This window comes from Klebsiella sp. NPDC088457, from assembly GCF_044900465.1.
Taxonomy (GTDB): Bacteria; Pseudomonadota; Gammaproteobacteria; order Enterobacterales; family Enterobacteriaceae; genus Klebsiella.
This window is the reverse complement of sequence record NZ_JBJDNH010000031.1, coordinates 5,237-25,422: the sequence shown is the minus strand read 5'-3', so window position 1 is coordinate 25,422 and position 20,186 is coordinate 5,237. Positions and strand designations below refer to the sequence as shown.

Below are 20,186 nucleotides of genomic sequence, written 5' to 3'. Positions count from 1 at the left end.
AGGAGAACGCCATGTCGTTACTGGCAAAATCGCGAAAAGAGGGGCAGATCCAGCACATTACGCCGCAAAGCGCCGGATGGCGCTATATCGGCTTCGATGTGTGGCTGCTGAAAAAAGGGCAGTCCATTACCCTGGAAAGCGGTGAACGCGAGCTGTGCCTGGTGCTGGTCGCCGGGCTGGCCTCGGTGAAAACCGCGCAGGCCGATTTTCCCAACCTTGGTCAGCGGATGTCGCCATTTGAGCGCACTCCGCCGTGGTCGGTGTACGTTCCGACGCAGGACAAGGTGGAGGTGACGGCGGATTCCGATCTGGAACTGGCGGTGTGTAGCGCCCCGGGCAAGGGGACGCTGCCGGCGCGGGTGATTCCGCCGCAGGAGGTGGGCGTGGAGCATCGCGGCAAAGGGCGCAATCAACGGCTGGTGCACAACATCCTGCCGGATAACGCGCAGGCCGACTGTCTGCTGGTGGTCGAGGTGTATACCGACGAGGGGGCGACCAGCTCGTGGCCGTCCCATAAGCATGATACCGCGCTGCCGGGGAAAGAGACCCAGCTGGAAGAGACCTACTATCACCGTTTCGATCCGCCGCAGGGTTTTGCCCTGCAGCGTGTCTATACCGATGACCGCAGCCTTGATGTCTGTATGGCGCCTTACAACCACGATGTGGTGATGGTGCCGCGCGGCTACCATCCGGTCGCGGCGATCGCCGGGTATGACAGCTACTATCTGAACGTGATGGCCGGCCCGCAGCGGAAATGGCTGTTTACCTGGGAAGAGGACCACGCGTGGATCAATAGTCCGGACTATCCCCGCCACGACTGACGGTTCGCAAGCGTTCAAAGGGCCGCTAAGTTTTGCTTAGCGGCCCTTTTTGTCTTCTGTTGTTCCCCGGTGGCCGCCCGGAGGTATTCCCCGGTGGCGCTACGCTTACCGGGGCTACATGGGGAGAGGGGGCGCCCGGATCAGGCGCAGGCGCGGCAATCCGGGAGGTTTCGCGACGGCGCCGGTGATCTTCCCCGGTGGCGCTACGCTTACCGGGGCTACATGGGGAGAGGGGTCGCCCGGATCAGGCGCAGGCGCGGCAATCCGGGAGAGGGAGGCCGGGTCAGGCGTGATTCTGCTGGGGCTGTGGTTCTTTACTGCTGTTCAGCGCCAGGGAAACGGCCAGCGTCTGGGCCAGGCACAGGGAGGCCACCTGCGAACGGAAACCGTCAACCTGCGCCTCACGCACCACGAAACAGACGTCGCTGAACGCCGCGAGCGGGCTCACCTGGCTATCGGTAATGGCGATTTGCCGGGCTTTACGCTGGGCGCCCAGCTCCACCAGCTCCACCACCTCACGCGCGTAAGGCGAGAAGCTGACGGCGACCACCACGTCTTTCGGCCCCACCAGGCTCAGCTGCTCGGTAAACATCCCGCCGAGACCGTCAATCAGGAACGCTTTGCGATCGAGATGGCGCAGCGCGTAGGTCAGATAGGAGGCGACGCTAAATGAACGGCGCAGGCCAATCACGTAGATATTCTCCGCTTCCGCCAGCAGGGCGACCGCGCGCTCAAGGTCATCGCCGGAGGTCTGCATCGCCAGCTGCTGCAGCGCCTGGGTGTTCACCATGGTAAACATATTGAGGATTTCCGTCGGCGTTTCCGGCGGGGAGGTTTCATCGTTGGTGGTCTGACGAAACAGACGCGCGCGCTCGGTATAGTTGGCGGTCTCTTCCATCAGATGCTGTCTGAACATCTGCTTCATTTCGTTAAAGCCGCTGAAGCCAAACGCATTCGAGAAACGGATCAGGGTCGAAGGCGGGACGTCCGCCTGCTGGGCGATGGAGGCCACGGTATCGAAAGCCACGCTATTGCTGTTATCCAGAATATAGCGCGCCACCTGTTTCAGGCGTTTGCTTAAGGTATCGTAGCGACGCCGTATTTCATCCTGCAGGATGGTCAGTTGGGTCGGATTATTGGCCATAGGGTGCGCTCTGAGAAAATGAAAGGAATATAACTTCCAGTGTACCAAATGAAGCGAATTTTTCATTTATTGCGATGAAATACGCGATTCATTTCACGAAGAAAGCGTAAAAAACCCGCCCCAGGGGGGCGGGGCGGGCTTTATCAGGGTTAACCGCGGGCTTCGCGCCAGTAGTCGATAAGGGTCAGGTAGTTACGTTTCACCTCATCGATCAGCGCTTCGTCGCTCAGTTCGCCCTGCATCCAGCGGCGGGAAGGCTGGCCGAAGATGGTGCGTCCCACGGCGAAACCTTTGATGATCGGGTGGCCGGCGGCCTCGGCAAAACCGGCGCGCAGACGATCGGAAGGGGCGTCGAGGCCAAGGATCAGGATCCCGCGGCACCAGCGATCTTCGCGTTCGATCAGGGCGCTGATTTTTTCCCAGCTGGCGCTGGAGAGCGGCGGCAGCTTCCACCAGTCTGGCTGGATGCCGAGCTGGTAAAAATGTTCCAGCATCGTGTAGTAATGGCGCTCGTCTTTGTCCGGGCCGTTTTCCGGGAGGATCACTTCCACCAGCAGCTCGTGCCCGGACTTGTTGCAGGCCTGCCAGACCTCCAGCAGCAGCGCATCCTGTTCAGCCCGCAGCGGAGCCGGATCGGCCGGGTGATAGAAGACCAGACATTTCACCACCTGCTCCAGCGGCCAGTCGATCAGCTGAGAGCCAATATTGCCGTGTTCCAGGCGCAGCGGTCGGGAGCCGGGTAGCTCAATCGGGCGACCGATCCACCAGCCTTTGCCGGTAATCGCGTTCAGCGCCCGCTGACCGTAGGTGCCGTCAGAGAGAATGCCGCTTCGCTGCTCGAGGCCCGCCTCTTGCGCGGCGGCTTCCGCCGCGGCCAGCAGCAGCAGCTTGAGCTGCGGGATGCAGCTCTCATCGCGCCCGGTTTCCTGGACCAGATCCGCCAGCTGCTTACGGTGGTCAAAAGCGAAAATGCACAGCTCCGGCCACTGCTGGCGGCGGCTGGTGACGCGGTGTAAATGGTTCAGACGCGCATCAATATCCGGACGCGGAACGGATTCCGCCCGCAGCAGATAGTCATCTAACTCGACCCGGGTCGGCATCGCCGGCGCACAGCCGTGGCGCGAAACCACCAGCGCGCCGCAGGCGTTCGCATAGCGGCAGGCCTGCTCCCAGCCTTCATCATTCAGCCAGCCGCGCAGCAGGCCGGACATAAAGGCGTCGCCCGCGCCCAGCACATTGAGCACCTCGACCCGTACGCCCTGCTGCAGCGGGACGCTGTCCCAGCTATCGGGAATGTCGCCTTCCAGCACCACGCAGCCCATCGGACCCCGTTTACACACCAGCGTCGCCTGGGTGGCATGACGCACGTTTTTCAGCGCGGTCAGGGTGTCGGTGCTGCCGCCGGCAATATGAAACTCTTCTTCCGTACCGACCACTAAATCGAATAAATGTAGCACTTCCTGCAGCTGGCTGGTGACCTGACCGGATTCGATGAAACGCGTTTCACCGTCGCCCAGCGAAGTTAAGCCCCACAGCACCGGACGGTAATCGATATCCAGCGCGGTGCGCAGGCCGTGACGGCGGGCGTATTCCAGCGCCTTCAGCACCGCCGCGCGGGTACTGGCATGAGAAAGATGGGTGCCGGTGACCGCCAGCGCACGGGAAGAGGCGATGTACTCCTCAGCAATATCCTCAGGCGCCAGCGCCATGTCGGCGCAGTTATCACGGTAAAAAATGAGCGGGAAGGTTTCCTGGTCTTTGATCCCCAGCATCACCAGCGCGGTGAGGCGCTGTTTATCCGTAATCAGGTATTCGGTATCGACCCCCGCCCGGCTGAGCGTTTCACGCAAAAAACGGCCATTGTGCTCATCGCCGACGCGAGCCAGCATCGCGGATTTTAATCCCTGAATGGCGGTGCCAAAGGCCACGTTGCCGGAGGAGCCGCCCAGATATTTAGAGAAACTGGCAACGTCTTCCAGCCTCGCGCCGATCTGCTGGGCGTAGAGGTCGACTGCCACCCGGCCAATACAGATGACATCAAGCCGCTTTACTGCTGCATTCATAGCTAGGATTTCCTTTTGCATATCTGCTGTACGGAAGGGTCGGGATGCCGACGGGACCTCCACAAACAGCCTGAGGTGAACGGTTACCCCTAGTTTGAGAAATAAATATTTCATTTGCAAATTGGATCGAAATTAAAAAACCAAAAGTGTGAGGGATCTACCACTCTGCCGCGCCAGGCCTCATGAGACTAAGGACGACGGGTCGCTAGCGTCCCTGGGGTGAAAGGGGACGACAGGTTAGCGCTTTATACATGATTTTTAAGAGGATATATCAGCTATGGCCGGCCCGACGCGGCGGGCTATCTGCGGGCGGCGGCCCGTGAAACGCATGAAATGAAGGGAGAGTTTGATCCTTCTCGCAAAATGAAATGTTTTTTCTGTATTTATGTTTAATGAAAAAATTGTTTGCCTATAATCCAGAAGTATTCCAGTGGACGTTAACGATTTCCCGCCGCCGTGACAAGCGTTGCTGCGCAGGGAAAACGCGCTAACCCACACACAAATACTGAACAATAAGGATTGTGCAAGATGGGCAAACTGAGACTGACCATGGCGCAGGCGCTGGTAAAATTCCTTGATAACCAGTTTCTGGACGTCGACGGCGAAGAGCATAAATTCGTCAAGGGTATTTTCGCCATCTTTGGCCACGGCAACGTGCTGGGGATGGGCCAGGCGCTGGAACAGGATAGCGGCGAAATGCGGGTCTTCCAGGGGCGTAACGAACAGGGGATGGCGCATGCGGCCACCGGTTTCGCTCGCCAGTCTCTGCGCCGGCAGATCATTGCCTGCACCTCTTCCGTCGGCCCGGGCGCGGCCAATATGATTACCGCCGCGGCGACGGCCACCGCCAACCGCATTCCTCTGCTGCTGCTGCCCGGCGACGTGTTTGCGAGCCGGCAGCCGGACCCGGTGCTGCAGCAGGTTGAGCAGAGCTATGACCTCAGCATCAGCACCAACGACGCCTTCCGGGCGGTGAGCAAATACTGGGATCGCGTGACGCGCCCGGAACAGCTGATGAGCGCCTGCATTAACGCCATGCGGGTCCTCACCGATCCGGCGGAAACCGGCGCCGTCACTCTCTGTCTGCCGCAGGATGTGCAGGGCGAAGCCTGGGATTACCCGGAGTCGTTCTTTGTTCGCCGCGTGCATCGTCTCGATCGCCGCCCGGCCAGCGCCGCCCAGCTGGCGGATGCGGTGGCGGCGATTAAGGCCAGCCGCAAGCCGCTGATTATTTGCGGCGGCGGAGTGAAATATGCCGGTGCCGGGGAAGCGCTGTCCCGCTTCGCGGAACGCTACGGCATTCCCTTTGCAGAAACCCAGGCCGGGAAAGGGACGGTGGTCTCCTCCCATCCGCTGAACGTCGGCGGCGTCGGCGAAACCGGCTGCCTGGCCGCGAACCTGCTGGCAAAAGAGGCCGATTTGATCATCGGTATCGGCACCCGTTTTAGCGATTTCACCACCTCCTCTAAATGGCTGTTCCAGCACCCTGGCGTGCGCTTCCTGAACGTCAACGTCAGCAACTTCGATGCCTGGAAGCTCGACGGGATTCCGCTGCTGGCCGATGCCCGCGAAGCGCTGACCGCGCTGGACGGCGCGCTGGCGGACGACGGCTGGCAGGCGAACTGGGGGGCGCAGATTGACAGCGTGCAAAGTCGCCAGCTGAAAGAGACGCAGCGCGTCTATCAGGCCGTATGGCAGGAAAAGAGTTTCGTCCCGGAAGTCGATGATGCTCTCGATCGCGAGTCGGTGTATCGCGAATTCCGCCAGATCACCGACTCCACGCTGACCCAGAGCAGCGTGCTCGGCGTACTTAATGACACGCTCCCGGCCGACGCGGTGATCGTGGCGGCGGCGGGCAGCTTACCCGGAGATCTGCAACGCGTCTGGCGCAACCGGGCGCCCAACACCTACCACGTGGAATACGGTTACTCCTGCATGGGTTATGAAGTGAATGCCGCGCTGGGGGTGAAGCTGGCGCAGCCGCAAACCGAGGTCTATTCGCTGGTGGGGGATGGCTCCTTCATGATGCTGCACTCCGAGCTGGTCACCTCGTTGCAGGAGCGGGCGAAGATCAACATCGTGCTGCTCGACAACATGGCCAACGGCTGTATTAACAACCTGCAGATTGGCCACGGTATGGGCAGCTTCGGTACCGAGTTCCGCTATCGCTCGGCGGAAGACGGGCAGTTGCAGGGCGGGCTGATACCGGTCGATTTCGCCACCATCGCCGCCGGCTACGGCTGCAAAACCTGGCGCGTCACCACCCTCGATGAACTGCGCCATGCCCTGGATGCCGCGCGCCGCGAAACGGTCAGCACCCTGATCGATATTAAAGTGCTGCCGAAAACCATGGTCCACTCGTACGGCAGCTGGTGGAACGTCGGTATCGCCCAGGCGGCACTGTCGGAACGTATTCGCAAAGTGGCTGAAATGATTAATGAAAAACGCGCTGAAGCGCGAGATTACTAGAACAGAATGCTCACCTTGAACCCTACAGAATCACGGAGAAAACCACTATGTCACTCAAGCTAGGTGTCATCGGCGCTGGCGCCATCGGTAAAGAACATATCCGGCGTTGTACCCAGGTCTTACAGGGGGCCACCGTGGTGGCGGTGTCGGATATCAATGCGGACAGCGCGCGCGCGGCGGTTGCCTTGCCGGGCGTGCAGGCGGAAATCTACACCGACGGGCATGACGTCATTAACGCCAGCGACGTGGATGCCATTCTGGTGACCTCATGGGACCCGACGCATGAGGAGTATACCCTCGCCGCCATCGCCGCCGGTAAACCGGTATTCTGCGAAAAGCCGCTGGCGTTGAGCGCCGAAGGCTGCCGCCGCATCGTGGACGCCGAAATGAAAGCCGGCCGTCGTCTGGTGCAGGTTGGCTTTATGCGCCCTTATGATGAAGGCTATCTGGCGCTGAAAAAAGTCATCGATGATGGCGACATCGGCGCGCCGCTGATGCTGCATTGCGCGCACCGCAATCAGTCGGTAGGTGAGAACTACACCACCGATATGGCGATCACCAACACCCTGATCCACGAGCTGGACGTGCTGCGCTGGCTGCTTAACGACGACTATCGCTCGGTACAGGTACGCTTTCCGCGTTCCACTTCCCATACCCATGCGCGCCTGCGAGATCCGCAGATTGTCTCCTTCGAAACGCGCAAGGGCACCCTGATCGACGTGGAAGTCTTCGTCAACTGCCAGTACGGCTACGACATTCAGTGTGAAGTGGTGGGAGAAACGGGGATTGCCCGGCTGCCGGAACCGTCAGCGATTCAGATGCGTAAAAGCGCCAACCTGTCGACGGCGATCCTCACCGACTGGAAAGACCGCTTTATCAAGGCCTACGACGTGGAGCTGCAGGCCTTTATCAATGACGTGAAAGCCGGCCAGCTGCACGGCCCGTCGGCCTGGGATGGCTATGCGGCCTCCGTAGCGGCCGACGCCTGCCTGCAGGCGCAGGAGAGCAGCGGACCGGTCGAGGTGACGCTGCCGGAGTGTCCGGCGTTCTACCGGCGTTAAATCCCCCCTTGCTTATGGAACGGTAAACGCTCGCGCGTCGTCCGGTAAACCGGCCGACGGCGGCAAGCGTGAGCCTCTCGACTATGAATAGCCGCGTCGTCAGGATGCGGCGGCAGGAGCAATCTTATGAACAAAGAGAATGTCAAACTGGCCATCGCCCCGATTGGCTGGACCAACGATGATATGCCGGAGCTGGGCAGTGAAAATACCTTCCAGCAAATTGTCAGCGAAATGGCGCTGGCGGGGTTTAGCGGCAGCGAAGTGGGCAGCAAATACCCGCGCGATCCGGCGGTGCTGAAGCCGATGCTCGATATTCGCGGCATCCAAATTTGCAACGCCTGGTTCAGCACCTTTTTTGCCAACGGGCAGCGGGAAAAGACCATCGATGAGTTTGTGAATCACATGAATTTCCTGCATGCGATGGGGGCGAAAGTGATTGGCTGCTCCGAGCAGAGCGGCAGTATCCAGGGGCTGGAGAAGCCGATTCTGGGCGAAGCGAAGCCCTGCTTCAGCGAAGAAGAGTGGCAGCGGGTAGCGGAAGGCTACAACACCCTGGGCCGTCTGGCCGCTGAAAAAGGGATGCAGGTTTGCCTGCACCATCACATGGGCACCGGCGTTCAAACGACGGAAGAGATCGATAAATTTATGTCGCTGGTGGATGACGGCGTCTTCCTGCTGTACGACACCGGCCATGCCTGGTACTCCGAAGGCGGCGAAGAGCAGATGCTGGCGATCCTCAAAAAATACCTGCCGCGTATCAACCATGTGCACCTGAAAGACGTGCGCCCACCGGTGATTGAACAGGTGCGTCGCGAAGGGCTGTCGTTCCTCGACGGCGTGAAAAAAGGCACCTTCACCGTTCCCGGCGACGGAGTGATCGACTTCCGCCCGGTGTTCAAGGTGCTGGATGATTTTGGTTACAAAGGCTGGATGGTGGTGGAGGCCGAGCAGGATCCGGCGCTGGCCAACCCCTTCGAATACGCCCTCAAAGCGCGTAAATATATTCGTGAAACGGCAGGAATCTAATCGTTGATCCACTTGCAGGCCGCACCGCGTTGTGGCCTGCTTTTTTCCACATCTCCCGTTCCGTCAATGCCAGGCCAATCGCCCCGGCAAGCCATCCCGCACGGCGCTTCTCCTTCCGGCCACGCCAAACGGCGGAATACGCTCGCTTACACCGTCCCCTGCAATCCGCTGGCGCTGAGCTTACCGGGACTATGGCCGGAGCAGAGTGGGGGGCCGGACAGGCGCGTTGACGCCGCGATCCGGGGTGTTCCCCGGGCAGCTGATTGGCGGGCAGGTGTGCCATTCTGTGATCCAGTTTGAAAAACGCGCACTTCCGGCGGGCTTGTCATTTACCTTCTCTTTGCTGGCGGCATAGTATGATCGTTAAATAAAAGAACACTGTTCTATAATGTAGAACAAAATGATTCAGCAAGGAGATCTCATGCAGCAAACCGTGCAGTTCTCGGGGATTATTCCGCCTGTCTCCACCGTTTTCACCGCCGACGGCCAGTTCGATAAAGCGGGCACCGCCGCGCTGATCGACGATATGATCGCCGCTGGCGTCGATGGCCTGTTCTTCCTCGGCAGCGGCGGGGAGTTCTCTCAGCTCAACGCCGACGAGCGCAAAACCATCGCCGCCTTTGCCGTCGCCCACGTGGATCGTCGGGTGCCGGTGCTGATTGGCACCGGCGGCACCAACGCCCGGGAAACCATCGAACTCAGCCAGCACGCCCAGGAGGTCGGCGCCGACGGTATCGTGGTGATTAACCCCTATTACTGGCAAGTCTCTGAGCCCAACCTGCTGCGCTACTTCCAGCAGGTGGCGGACAGCGTCACCCTGCCGGTGGTGCTGTATAACTTCCCGGCCCTGAGCGGGCAGGACCTGACTCCCGAGCTGGTGAAAACCCTCGCGGATTCGCGGCGCAATATCGTCGGCATCAAAGACACCATCGACTCGGTGGCCCATCTGCGCAGCATGATCGCGACGGTCAAATCGGCGCACCCGCACTTCTCGGTGCTGTGCGGCTACGATGACCATCTGTTTAACACCCTGCTGCTGGGCGGCGACGGAGCGATCTCGGCCAGCGGCAACTTTGCGCCGCAGCTATCGGTTAAGCTGCTGCAGGCCTTCCGCGACGGCGATCTGGCGCAGGCGGCGCGCTATCATCAAACGCTGCTGCAAATCCCGCAGATCTATCAGCTGGATACGCCGTTCGTTAATGTGATTAAAGAGGCGATCGTGCTGTGCGGCCGGCCGATCTCAACGCACGTGCTGCCTCCGGCCTCCCCGCTGGATGCGGCGAAAAAGGCGCGGCTTACCACGCTGCTGCAACAGCTCAGACTCTGCTGAACCGGAAAAATAAGATGGCGATAGAGAAGATTTTTACCCCCCAGGACGCGGACTTTTATGCGGTCGTCACCCATGCGGCCGGCCCGCAGGGGGCGCTGCCGCTGACGCCGCAGATGCTGATGGAGTCGCCGAGCGGCAATCTGTTCGGGATGACGCAAAACGCCGGCATGGGCTGGGATGCCAATAAGCTCACCGGAAAAGAGGTGCTGATTATCGGCACCCAGGGCGGGATTCGCGCCGGCGACGGTCGCCCGGTGGCGCTGGGTTACCACACCGGCCACTGGGAGATTGGCCTGCAGATGCAGGCGGCGGCGAAAGAGATCACCCGCAACGGCGGCATTCCGTTTGCCGCCTTCGTCAGCGACCCGTGCGACGGGCGCTCCCAGGGCACCCACGGGATGTTCGACTCCCTGCCGTACCGCAACGACGCGGCGATCGTGTTTCGCCGGCTAATCCGCTCACTGCCGACGCGGCGGGCGGTAATTGGCGTCGCCACCTGCGACAAAGGTCTGCCGGCGACGATGATCGCCCTGGCGGCGATGCACGATCTGCCGACCATTCTGGTGCCCGGCGGGGCGACGCTGCCGCCGACCTTCGGCGAAGACGCCGGAAAAGTGCAGACCATCGGCGCGCGCTACGCCAACCACGAACTGTCGCTGCAGGAGGCCGCCGAGCTGGGCTGCCGCGCCTGCGCTTCGCCGGGGGGCGGCTGCCAGTTTTTAGGCACGGCGGGCACCTCGCAGGTGGTCGCGGAGGCGCTCGGCCTGGCGCTGCCGCATTCGGCGCTGGCGCCGTCGGGGCAGCAGGTATGGCTGGAAATCTCGCGCCAGTCGGCAAGGGCGGTCAGCGAGCTGGATAATCGCGGCATCACCACCCGCGATATCCTGACCGATAAGGCGATCGAAAATGCGATGGTGATCCACGCGGCGTTCGGCGGCTCGACCAACCTGCTGCTGCACATTCCCGCCATCGCCCATGCGGCGGGCTGCACGATCCCTGACGTTGCCCACTGGACGCGGATTAACCGCAAAGTCCCGCGGCTGGTCAGCGTGCTGCCGAACGGGCCGGACTACCACCCGACGGTGCGGGCGTTCCTCGCCGGCGGGGTGCCGGAAGTGATGTTGCACCTGCGCGATCTGGGCCTGCTGCATCTGGATGCGATGACGGTGACCGGCCAGACGGTGGGGGAAAACCTCGACTGGTGGCAAACCTCCGGGCGGCGCGAGAAATTCCGCCAGTGTCTGCGCGAACAGGACGGCGTCGATCCGGATGATGTGATCCTCCCGCCGGCGCGGGCGAAAGCCAAAGGATTGACCTCAACGGTGGCCTTCCCGGTGGGCAATATTGCCCCGGAAGGATCGGTGATCAAAGCCACGGCGATCGATCCCTCCGTAGTGGACGACGACGGCGTGTATCGCCATACCGGGCGGGCGCGGGTGTTTGTCTCGGAAGCGCGGGCGATCGGGGCGATCAAAAACGGCGAGATCGCGCAGGGCGATATTATGGTGGTGATCGGCGGCGGGCCGTCCGGCACCGGCATGGAAGAGACTTACCAGCTCACCTCGGCGTTGAAGCACGTCTCGTGGGGGAAAACGGTATCGCTGATCACCGACGCCCGTTTCTCCGGGGTGTCGACCGGCGCCTGTTTCGGCCATGTCGCCCCCGAGGCGCTGGCGGGTGGGCCCATCGGCAAGCTGCGCGATGGCGACATCATTGAGATCGCGGTCGATCGTCTCGCCTTAACCGGCAGCGTTAATTTCATCGGCACGGCGCAGCGGCGGCTGACGGCGGAAGAGGGGGCGGCGGAATTAGCGGCGCGACAGCCGCATCCCGATTTGCACGCTCATGATTGTTTACCCGACGATACCCGCCTGTGGGCGGCGCTGCAGTCGGTCAGCGGCGGCACATGGAAAGGCTGTATATATGACACCGATAAAATTATTGAGGTGATTAACGCCGGTAAAAAAGCGCTCGGACTGTAATAAGAAATAGATTTTTTCGCCTGCGGAAAATATTTCGCAGGCGGCTTTTTCGCGCCTGAAATAAGCGTATTTCTCGCGTTTTATACATTTCATAACTCGCTAAAAATAAAAGATAAAAATATTAACCCTATTTTGTGGTTAATCCCGACGGTAATCACAAAAACCAAATAACATAATTCATAAATAAAAAATGACCATTGCTGTAAAAAGGAACAACTTCTTACACTCAATTAACACGAATACGTGAATTCAGCACACGCATCATGGGTGTATTCCTGACGCCGCAGCGGCTATTTATTGCCCTTTTCAGGTCCCTGACGTTTGCACCATATCCACTCTCTGGGGTTGGGGATAAATATGCAATTAACCATGAAAGATAAAATCGGTTACGGGCTGGGTGACACCGCCTGCGGCTTCGTCTGGCAGGCGACGATGTTTCTGCTGGCCTATTTCTACACCGATGTGTTCGGCCTGTCCGCAGGCATCATGGGGACGCTGTTTTTAGTTTCCCGCGTGCTCGATGCCGTCACCGATCCGCTGATGGGCCTGCTGGTGGACCGCACCCGCACTCGTCACGGACAGTTCCGCCCGTTCCTGCTGTGGGGGGCGATTCCGTTTGGCGTCGTCTGCATGCTCACCTTCTACACGCCGGACTTCTCCGCGCAGGGCAAAATCATCTATGCCTGCGTGACCTACATCCTGCTGACGCTGGTCTACACCTTCGTCAACGTGCCCTATTGCGCGATGCCGGGGGTTATTACCGCCGACCCGAAAGCGCGCCATGCGCTGCAGTCGTGGCGCTTTTTCCTCGCCGCGGCGGGCTCGCTGGCGATCAGCGGGATTGCGCTGCCGCTGGTGAATATCATCGGCAAAGGCAATGAGCAGGTGGGCTATTTTGGCGCGATGTGCGTCCTGGGGCTGACCGGCGTGGTGCTGCTGTACGTCTGCTTCTTTACCACCAAAGAGCGCTACACCTTCGAGGTGCAGCCGGGGTCGTCGGTGGCGAAAGATCTCCGGCTGCTGCTCGGCAACACCCAGTGGCGAATCATGTGTACTTTCAAAATGATGGCGACCTGCTCCAACGTGGTGCGCGGCGGGGCGACGCTGTACTTCGTGAAATACGTCATGGACCATCCGGAACTGGCGATGCAGTTTCTGCTCTACGGCAGCATTGCCACCATGTTCGGTTCGCTGGCCTCTTCGCGCCTGCTGGGCCGCTTCGACCGGGTGAAGGCTTTTAAAGCGATTATCGTGGTCTATTCCCTGATCAGCCTGCTGATTTTTGTCACCCCGGTGGAGTACATTGCGCTGATTTTCGCGCTCAATATCCTCTTCCTGTTCGTCTTTAACACCACCACGCCGCTGCAGTGGCTGATGGCCTCCGACGTGGTTGACTACGAAGAGAGCCGCAGCGGCCGCCGTCTCGACGGGCTGGTGTTCTCCACCTATCTGTTCAGCCTGAAGATCGGTCTGGCCATTGGCGGCGCGGTGGTGGGCTGGATCCTGGCCTACGTAAACTACTCCGCCAGCAGCAGCGTGCAGCCGGTGGCGGTCTTAACCACTATCAAAATTCTGTTCTGCGTGGTGCCGGTGGTGCTCTACGTCGGCATGTTCATCATGCTCTCACTCTACAAACTGAGCGATGCCCGGGTTGAGGCCATCAGTCAGCAATTACGCAAGCACCGCGCGGAGCAGGAAGAGGATGTGCCTGCCGTCGCCGCCGCGACGTCCAACTAACGAGGAGGCCAATATGTACACCATTACTAACCCGATTCTCACCGGCTTTAACCCGGACCCGTCGCTGTGCCGTCAGGGAGAGGATTACTACATCGCCACCTCCACCTTCGAGTGGTTTCCGGGCGTGCGCATTTACCACTCGCGGGATTTGAAAAACTGGTCGCTGGTGAGCACGCCGCTGGATCGCGTGTCGATGCTGGACATGAAAGGCAACCCTGACTCCGGCGGCATCTGGGCGCCGTGCCTGAGCTACGCCGACGGGCTGTTCTGGCTGCTGTATACCGATGTGAAAATCGTTGATTCGCCGTGGAAAAACGGCCGCAACTATCTGGTTACCGCGCCGTCGATCGAAGGGCCGTGGAGCGAGCCGATTGCGATGGGCAACGGCGGCTTCGACCCGTCGCTGTTCCACGATAGCGATGGGCGCAAATACTATATTTACCGGCCGTGGGGGCCGCGCCACCACAGCGACCCGCACTGCACCATCGTGCTGCAGGAGTATTTCCCGCAGACCCGGAGCCTGGCGAAGACGCGCAAAACCCTGTTTACCGGCACGGCGCTGCGCTACACCGAAGGGGCGCACCTTTATCACAAGGACGGCTGGTACTACCTGCTGGTCGCCGAGGGCGGCACCAGCTACGAGCACGCGGTGGTGGTGCTCAGAGCGAAAAATATCGACGGGCCGTACGAACTGCACCCGGACGGGACGCTGATGACCAGCTGGCATCTGCCGGAGAACCCGCTGCAGAAGAGCGGCCACGGGTCGCTGCTGGAGACCCACACCGGGGAGTGGTATATGGCCTATCTCACCAGCCGCCCGCAGCGCTTACCCGGCGTGCCGCTGCTGGCCTCCGGCGGGCGCGGCTACTGTTCGCTGGGGCGGGAAACCGGGATTGCGCGCATCAACTGGCACGACGGCTGGCCGTCGGTGGCAGGGGGCAAACACGCCCAGCTGAGCGTGCCGGGGCCGCAAATGGCCGAAAGTCGCGTCGTCGCTGACGAGAGCTGGCGGGATGAGTTTAGCGGCCCGGCGCTCAATCCGCAGCTGCAGACCCTGCGTATTCCGTTTGACGACACGTTGGGTTCCCTCAGCGCGCGGCCGGGCTTTTTGCGCCTGTACGGCAACGATTCGCTCAACTCCACCTTTACCCAGTCCACCGTGGCGCGGCGCTGGCAGCACTTTGCCTTTCGCGCCGAAACGCGGATGGAGTTTGCCCCGGAGAACTTCCAGCAGAGCGCCGGGTTAACCTGCTATTACAACAGCAAAAACTGGAGCTACTGCTTCGTTGACTATGAAGAGGGGCAGGGCAGAACCATTAAGGTATTGCAGCTTGACCACAACGTGCCGTCGTGGCCGCTGCACGAACGGCCGATTGCGGTGCCGGACGCGGCGCAGAGCGTGTGGCTGCGGGTCGATGTCGACCATCTCGTCTATCGCTACAGCTACTCGTTTGACGGCGAGGCGTGGCACAGCGTGCCGGTGGAATATGCCGCCTGGAAGCTGTCGGATGATTATATCGGCGGGCGCGGGTTCTTTACCGGCGCCTTTGTCGGCCTGCACTGCGAGGATATCAGCGGCGACGGCTGCCACGCCGATTTTGACTACTTCAGCTATGAGCCGGTAGTCGGGTAAGCCTCAGGCCGGGTAGCCCAGCGCTTTCGACAGCTGGCGCCCGGCCTCTTCCAGTAAAGCGCGATAGCGCGCGAGCTCGTCGTCATCGACGCGGGAGGTGAGCGTCGACAGGCTCAGCGCCGCGATGACGCGGGATTCATGGTTCCACACCGGCACCGCCACGCAGCGAACCCCCTGTTCGTTCTCTTCGCTATCCAGGGCGTAACCCTGGGCGCGAGTGCGGGCCAGCGTCGCCAGCAGCGCCTCGCGGGAGGTGAGGGTCGCAGGGGTAAACGGCGTGTACTGATAGCCTTCCAGCAGGGTATGCAGCTCCGCCTCGCTGAGCCAGGCGATCAGCACCTTGCCGATCGCCGTCGCGTGGATCGGCAGCCGGCGGCCGATGCGCGAGTAGGCGATGGCGGCGAGCTTGCCTTCAATTTTCTCAATATAGACGCCTTCGTGGCCGTCGAGAATGCCGAGGTGGGTGGTCTGCCCGGTGCGCTGCGAGAGATCCGTCAGCCAGCTTTTCGCCTTCTGGCGAATATCCATGGTGCCGACCACGAAATGGCCGCGCTCCACCAGCTTCATGCCCAGGCGATATTTGTCGTTTTCCGGGTTCTGGTCGATATAGCCGTGCAGCTGTAAGGTTTTGAGCAGCGAGTGAAGGGTGCTTTTACTCAGGCCCATGCGTTTGCTGATGTCGGTGATTTTGAGTTCCGTGGCCTGCTCGTTAAACAGGTCGAGGATCGTCAACGCACGTTCAACAGACTGAATAATAGGCATAATGCACGACCGCTCACGCTGGGGGGAAGGTGAAAAAGTACCTTTTTTACGCTGAAAAATCAAACGGCTGGCGCGGAAAGGGCGCGCAATATCACCTCAGGGAACATGTTCCCGGATGGCGGCGCGGCATCGACTGTAGCCCCGGTAAGCGCAGCGCGACCGGGGAATATATCCGGGCGCGGGCGGGAACCCCCGGATGGCGGCGCCAGCGCCTTATCCGGGCTACCACATCCCGTGTAGCCCCGGTAAGCGCAGCGCGACCGGGGAATATATCCGGGCGCGGGCGGGAACCCCCGGATGGCGGCGCCAGCGCCTTATCCGGGCTACCACATCCCGTGTAGCCCCGGTAAGCGCAGCGCCACCGGGGAGAGGCACCGGAGCGACAAGGGGGCTTACTTCACCTCAGCGAGGGCGGTTTTGTCGACGTACGGTTTCATCAGCGCGTCGGCCTCTTTCTGCGCCGCCTGCACCGCCGCTTCCGGCGTCACTTTGGCATCGTTAACCACCGCCGCCAGCTGGTTCTCCATCGCTTTACGCACGGCGACGGTCTCCCAGGTGGAGTACCACGGATGGGCGTATTTCAGCTGCTCGAGAGCAATCGCCGCGCGCGGGTCCTGCTGCAGATAGGCCTTCATTTCCGGCGTCTCGTAGGCGGCCTTGCGCGGCGAGAAGTAGCCGGTGAAACGGCTCCACTCGCCGTTGACCTGCGGGCTCACCAGATACGTCAGGAACTGATAGGCGGCTTTCTTCTGCGTATCGGAAATGCCTTTGAAACTCACCAGGCTGGCGCCGCCGATCGGCACCGCGCGCTGCTCTTTCGCCGGCAGCATCGCCACCCCGAGCTCAAAATCTTTGCTGTTCTCGCGCATAAAGCCCAGCGCGCCGGTGCTGAGCATCGCCATTCCCACCTTACCGGAGAAGAAGCTGGCGCTGATCTGCTTCGAGTTGAGGACGCCGGAGGGCATCACTTTGTCTTTGTAGATCAGATCCTGCCAGAAGCGCAGCGCCCCGATGGTGCTCGGCGCGTTGTAGTAGACCTCGCCGGGGTAGTCTTCGTTAAAGTATTTCCCGCCGTTGGCGCGTACCAGCGCCGAGAAGATCCAGCCGCCGTAATCGTCGTTGGTCGACGGCAGCATGATCCCCCACTGGCCTTTGCTCGCATCGGTCAGCTTTTGGGCATCCGCCAGCAGCTCGGCCCAGGTCTGCGGCGGCTGCTTGATCCCGGCCTGCTCGAACAGGGTTTTGTTGTAGTAGAGGATCGGCGTCGAGTTATGGAACGGAATAGCCCAGGTGGTGCCCATCACCTGGGCGTTCTTGTGCATCGCCGGCCAGAACTCGTTGACCAGGAAGTCCCCCGCTTTTTGATCGCCATACTGGAACAGCTCGTCCATCGGCAGGATCTCATCCTTCAGCGCCAGGTCGGTGGTGAAGTTGGCGGACATGATCACCAGCGCCGGCGGCTGTCCGGCCTTCTGCGCCGATTCGGCTTTGATCTTGGTGGTGTCGTAGTTGCCGGTGAAGATGCCGCGCACTTCGACGTCCTGCTGCGAATCGTTAAAAGCTTTGATGACGCGGGTCATCTCCATGGTCAGCTTGCCGTCTACCGGCGCCGGGAACATGAAATCGATCTTCTCTTTCGCCAGCGCCGTGCCGCAGAGGGCAAGCGCAAGCCCGACGGCTGTCAGGGTTTTAAGCATGGTCAATCTCCTGGAGTAAATTGTGCTGTTGCTCAGCATGAAAAAGATGAATATCCGCGGGCGAAAAGCCGAGGGTCAGCGTGTCGCCTTTCTCCGGCACCGCGCCGCGATGGCGGCGGCTAAAGCGCAGGGTGCCGATGGGGGTGCTGACGTGGAGCAGGTAATCGGCTCCCATCAGTTCTCGTTGCAGCACGGTGGCGGAGAGACGCAGGTGGCTCTCCTCCACGCGATCGCTGATATGTTCCGGACGAATGCCGAACCAGACCCGGGATTCGTCGCGATAGCGCGGCGGCAGCGGATGGCGCAGGTCGCCGAGCCGCACCTCGCCGTCGGCGCAGGGCAGCGACAGCAGGTTCATCGCCGGCGAGCCGATAAACCCGGCGACGAACAGGTTGGCCGGATGGGCGTAGAGGTATTCCGGCCGCCCGACCTGCTGGACGTGACCGCCGTTCATCACTACGATGCGGTCGGCCATCGACATCGCCTCGGTCTGGTCATGGGTGACGTAGACGGTGCTGGTTTTCAACTGCTGGTGGAGATCCATAATGCTGTCGCGCACTTCGCTGCGCAGGCGCGCGTCGAGGTTGGAGAGCGGTTCGTCCATCAGGAACAGCCGCGGGTTGCGCACGATGGCGCGGGCCATCGCCACCCGCTGGCGCTGGCCGCCGGAGAGCTTCGCCGGCCTGCGGTCCAGCAGCGTTTCCAGCTGCAGCATCTGCGCCACTTTATCGACCCGCGGCTGCCAGCTGGCCTTATCTTCTTTCCGCACCTTCATGCCGAAGGTGATGTTGTCCTGCACCGACAGGTGCGGGAACAGGGCGTAGTTCTGGAAGATCATCGCGAAGTTGCGCTCGCGCGGCGACAGGGCGGTGATGTTCTCGTCGTGCAGCCAGATTTCCCCCTCGCTCACCGGCTCCAGCCCGGCGAGCAGGCGCAGCAGGGTGCTTTTGCCGCAGCCGGAGGGGCCGACCAGCACCACGAACTCCCCTTCGTGGATATCCAGCGACAGATTGTTGAGGGCCGCTTTGCCGTCGAAACGCTTACTGATGTTTTGCAAACTAAGCATGAGGATTAGCGCTCTTCCGTTGGGCAACTGATGTTTTCGTCATATAGCCACGGCCCGGCGTGGTGGGTCAGCGGGTGCTGGTAGCTGACCCACTGCTCGCCCACCTGGCGGTGCATCAGGCACGACGCCGGCGACAGGTCGTAGTACGGGCGGCGGTCCTCGTGGAAATAGGGCACCTGATGGACGGTGCCCGGAATGGTGGAGACGATCGCCTGGCGATACTGGGTCAGGGTCAGGCTGTGGTTATGCCCGCAGAAGATGCGGGTCAGGGAAGGGAAGCGCTCCACCAGCGCCAGCAGGCGATGGCCGTTTTCGCAGGCGATGGGATCCATCTGGGCGTTGCCCAGCGGCAGCGGCGGGTGATGCATAAATACCGTGGCGGGTTTATCTCCGCCGTCGAACAGCTGGGCCTCCAGCCATTTGATGGTTTCATCCGTCAGCCAGCCGCTGGAGGTGCCGGCGCGGCTGGAGTCGATAAACAGCAGGCGGGTGGCGAAGTCGTCCACCGCGTAATGCACGTTCTGCGGGTCGCTGCCGAGCTGCGGGCACAGCGGGTGCAGGTATTCGAGAAACAGTGCTTTATCGTCGTGGTTGCCGGGGATCAGATACAGCGGATAGTTCAGGCTGCCGAGGATCTGGCGGGCAACTTCGTACTCCTGCGGGCGGCCGCAGTTGACGATATCGCCGCTGACCACCACCGCGTCCGGGCGCTCCGTCAGGGCGTTGAGCTGGGAGACCACGTCGGCGTTGGCGGCGTTGACGTCGATAAAGCCGTACAGCTTCTGCCCGTGGCTGCGGAAATGGGTATCGGAAATCTGGGCTAACAGCATAGATAACTCCTTATTTGATCCCGGAGAAGCCGAAGCTTCGCAGGAACTGTTTCTGGAAAAGGATGAACGCCAGCATCAGCGGCAGGCAGACCATCAGCGTCCCGGCGCCGATGGTGCCCCACTGGCCGCCGGATTCGGCGCCCATGGCGAAGGAGACCAGCCCCACGGTCAGCACCTGCTTATCGGGATCGTTGAGCATCATCAGCGGCCACAGATACTCGTTCCAGTGGTAGGTAATGCTGACGGTGGCGAAGGCCAGCACCGACGGCCAGGACATCGGCAGCAGCACGCGGAACAGCACCTGCCACCAACGGCAGCCCTCCATCAGGGCGGCTTCTTCCAGCTCTTTGGGGATGGCGAGGAACGCCTGGCGCATCAGGAACACGCCGAACGCCGAGGTGAAGTAGGGCATCATCACCCCGGTGAGGGTGTTGAGCAGGCCGAAGGTTTTCAGGGTCAGCATGTTCGGCACCATCATCACCACCGGCATGATCATCAGCTGGACCAAAAACAGCAGGAACAGGGTCTGCTTGCCGCGGAACTCGTGGCAGGCGAAGACGTAGCC

Annotated in this window: 15 protein-coding genes; 8 read left to right on the top strand and 7 right to left on the bottom strand. The window is 61.1% G+C overall.

Features of this window, described 5'->3' with window-relative positions; translation table 11 throughout:
- The first annotated feature begins 11 nt into the window (after positions 1-11).
- The gene (gene iolB / locus ACI2JR_RS18935; protein WP_462479211.1) at positions 12-821 is read left to right on the top strand and encodes a 5-deoxy-glucuronate isomerase; all 810 of its coding nucleotides are present in this window, start codon (positions 12-14) and stop codon (positions 819-821) included.
- 283 nt (positions 822-1,104) lie between these two features.
- Here iolB and ACI2JR_RS18930 read toward each other — a convergent pair whose 3' ends face one another.
- Positions 1,105-1,965 carry a MurR/RpiR family transcriptional regulator gene (locus ACI2JR_RS18930; protein ID WP_132730124.1) on the bottom strand — a complete coding sequence of 287 codons (861 nt, stop codon included), beginning with the start codon at positions 1,963-1,965 and terminating at the stop codon, positions 1,105-1,107.
- Positions 1,966-2,114: 149 nt separating this feature from the next.
- Entirely contained in the window at positions 2,115-4,028 is a 1,914-nt protein-coding gene (gene iolC, locus ACI2JR_RS18925) for a bifunctional 5-dehydro-2-deoxygluconokinase/5-dehydro-2-deoxyphosphogluconate aldolase (protein ID WP_132730123.1), read from the bottom strand.
- Between the two features lie 528 nt (positions 4,029-4,556).
- Here iolC and iolD point away from each other — a divergent pair.
- From iolD to ACI2JR_RS18890, 7 genes are all read left to right on the top strand, one after another.
- Positions 4,557-6,497, top strand: coding sequence for a 3D-(3,5/4)-trihydroxycyclohexane-1,2-dione acylhydrolase (decyclizing) (gene iolD, locus ACI2JR_RS18920; protein WP_132730121.1), 1,941 nt, complete (start codon positions 4,557-4,559; stop codon positions 6,495-6,497).
- Between the two features lie 47 nt (positions 6,498-6,544).
- Entirely contained in the window at positions 6,545-7,558 is a 1,014-nt protein-coding gene (locus ACI2JR_RS18915) for a bifunctional inositol 2-dehydrogenase/D-chiro-inositol 1-dehydrogenase (protein ID WP_132730120.1), read from the top strand.
- Positions 7,559-7,684: 126 nt separating this feature from the next.
- Entirely contained in the window at positions 7,685-8,584 is a 900-nt protein-coding gene (gene iolE / locus ACI2JR_RS18910) for a myo-inosose-2 dehydratase (RefSeq protein ID WP_132730119.1), read from the top strand.
- A gap of 421 nt (positions 8,585-9,005) precedes the next feature.
- On the top strand, positions 9,006-9,914 hold the full coding sequence (locus tag ACI2JR_RS18905; RefSeq protein ID WP_462479210.1) for a dihydrodipicolinate synthase family protein: 909 nt from the start codon (positions 9,006-9,008) through the stop codon (positions 9,912-9,914).
- A gap of 14 nt (positions 9,915-9,928) precedes the next feature.
- Positions 9,929-11,896 carry a YjhG/YagF family D-xylonate dehydratase gene (locus tag ACI2JR_RS18900; RefSeq protein WP_462479209.1) on the top strand — a complete coding sequence of 656 codons (1,968 nt, stop codon included), beginning with the start codon at positions 9,929-9,931 and terminating at the stop codon, positions 11,894-11,896.
- Between the two features lie 357 nt (positions 11,897-12,253).
- Positions 12,254-13,633 carry a glycoside-pentoside-hexuronide (GPH):cation symporter gene (locus ACI2JR_RS18895; protein WP_462479208.1) on the top strand — a complete coding sequence of 460 codons (1,380 nt, stop codon included), beginning with the start codon at positions 12,254-12,256 and terminating at the stop codon, positions 13,631-13,633.
- A gap of 13 nt (positions 13,634-13,646) precedes the next feature.
- Positions 13,647-15,266, top strand: a complete 1,620-nt coding sequence (locus tag ACI2JR_RS18890; RefSeq protein WP_462479207.1) for a glycoside hydrolase family 43 protein — start codon at positions 13,647-13,649, stop codon at positions 15,264-15,266.
- 3 nt (positions 15,267-15,269) lie between these two features.
- On the opposite strand, the gene ACI2JR_RS18885 is transcribed toward ACI2JR_RS18890, so the two are convergent.
- From ACI2JR_RS18885 to ACI2JR_RS18865, 5 genes are all read right to left on the bottom strand, one after another.
- Entirely contained in the window at positions 15,270-16,028 is a 759-nt protein-coding gene (locus ACI2JR_RS18885) for an IclR family transcriptional regulator (protein WP_462479206.1), read from the bottom strand.
- A gap of 392 nt (positions 16,029-16,420) precedes the next feature.
- Positions 16,421-17,725, bottom strand: coding sequence for an ABC transporter substrate-binding protein (locus ACI2JR_RS18880; RefSeq protein ID WP_462479205.1), 1,305 nt, complete (start codon positions 17,723-17,725; stop codon positions 16,421-16,423).
- Positions 17,718-18,791, bottom strand: a complete 1,074-nt coding sequence (locus ACI2JR_RS18875) for an ABC transporter ATP-binding protein (protein ID WP_462479204.1) — start codon at positions 18,789-18,791, stop codon at positions 17,718-17,720. Before ACI2JR_RS18875 ends, ACI2JR_RS18880 begins: the two co-directional genes overlap by 8 nt.
- A 5-nt stretch (positions 18,792-18,796) precedes the next feature.
- Positions 18,797-19,621: a phosphodiesterase gene (locus ACI2JR_RS18870; RefSeq protein WP_132730111.1), complete on the bottom strand. Its 825-nt coding sequence runs from the start codon at positions 19,619-19,621 to the stop codon at positions 18,797-18,799.
- 10 nt (positions 19,622-19,631) lie between these two features.
- Positions 19,632-20,186, bottom strand: a 555-nt coding sequence (locus ACI2JR_RS18865; protein ID WP_462479203.1) for a carbohydrate ABC transporter permease, incomplete at its 5' end; no start/stop codon positions are given.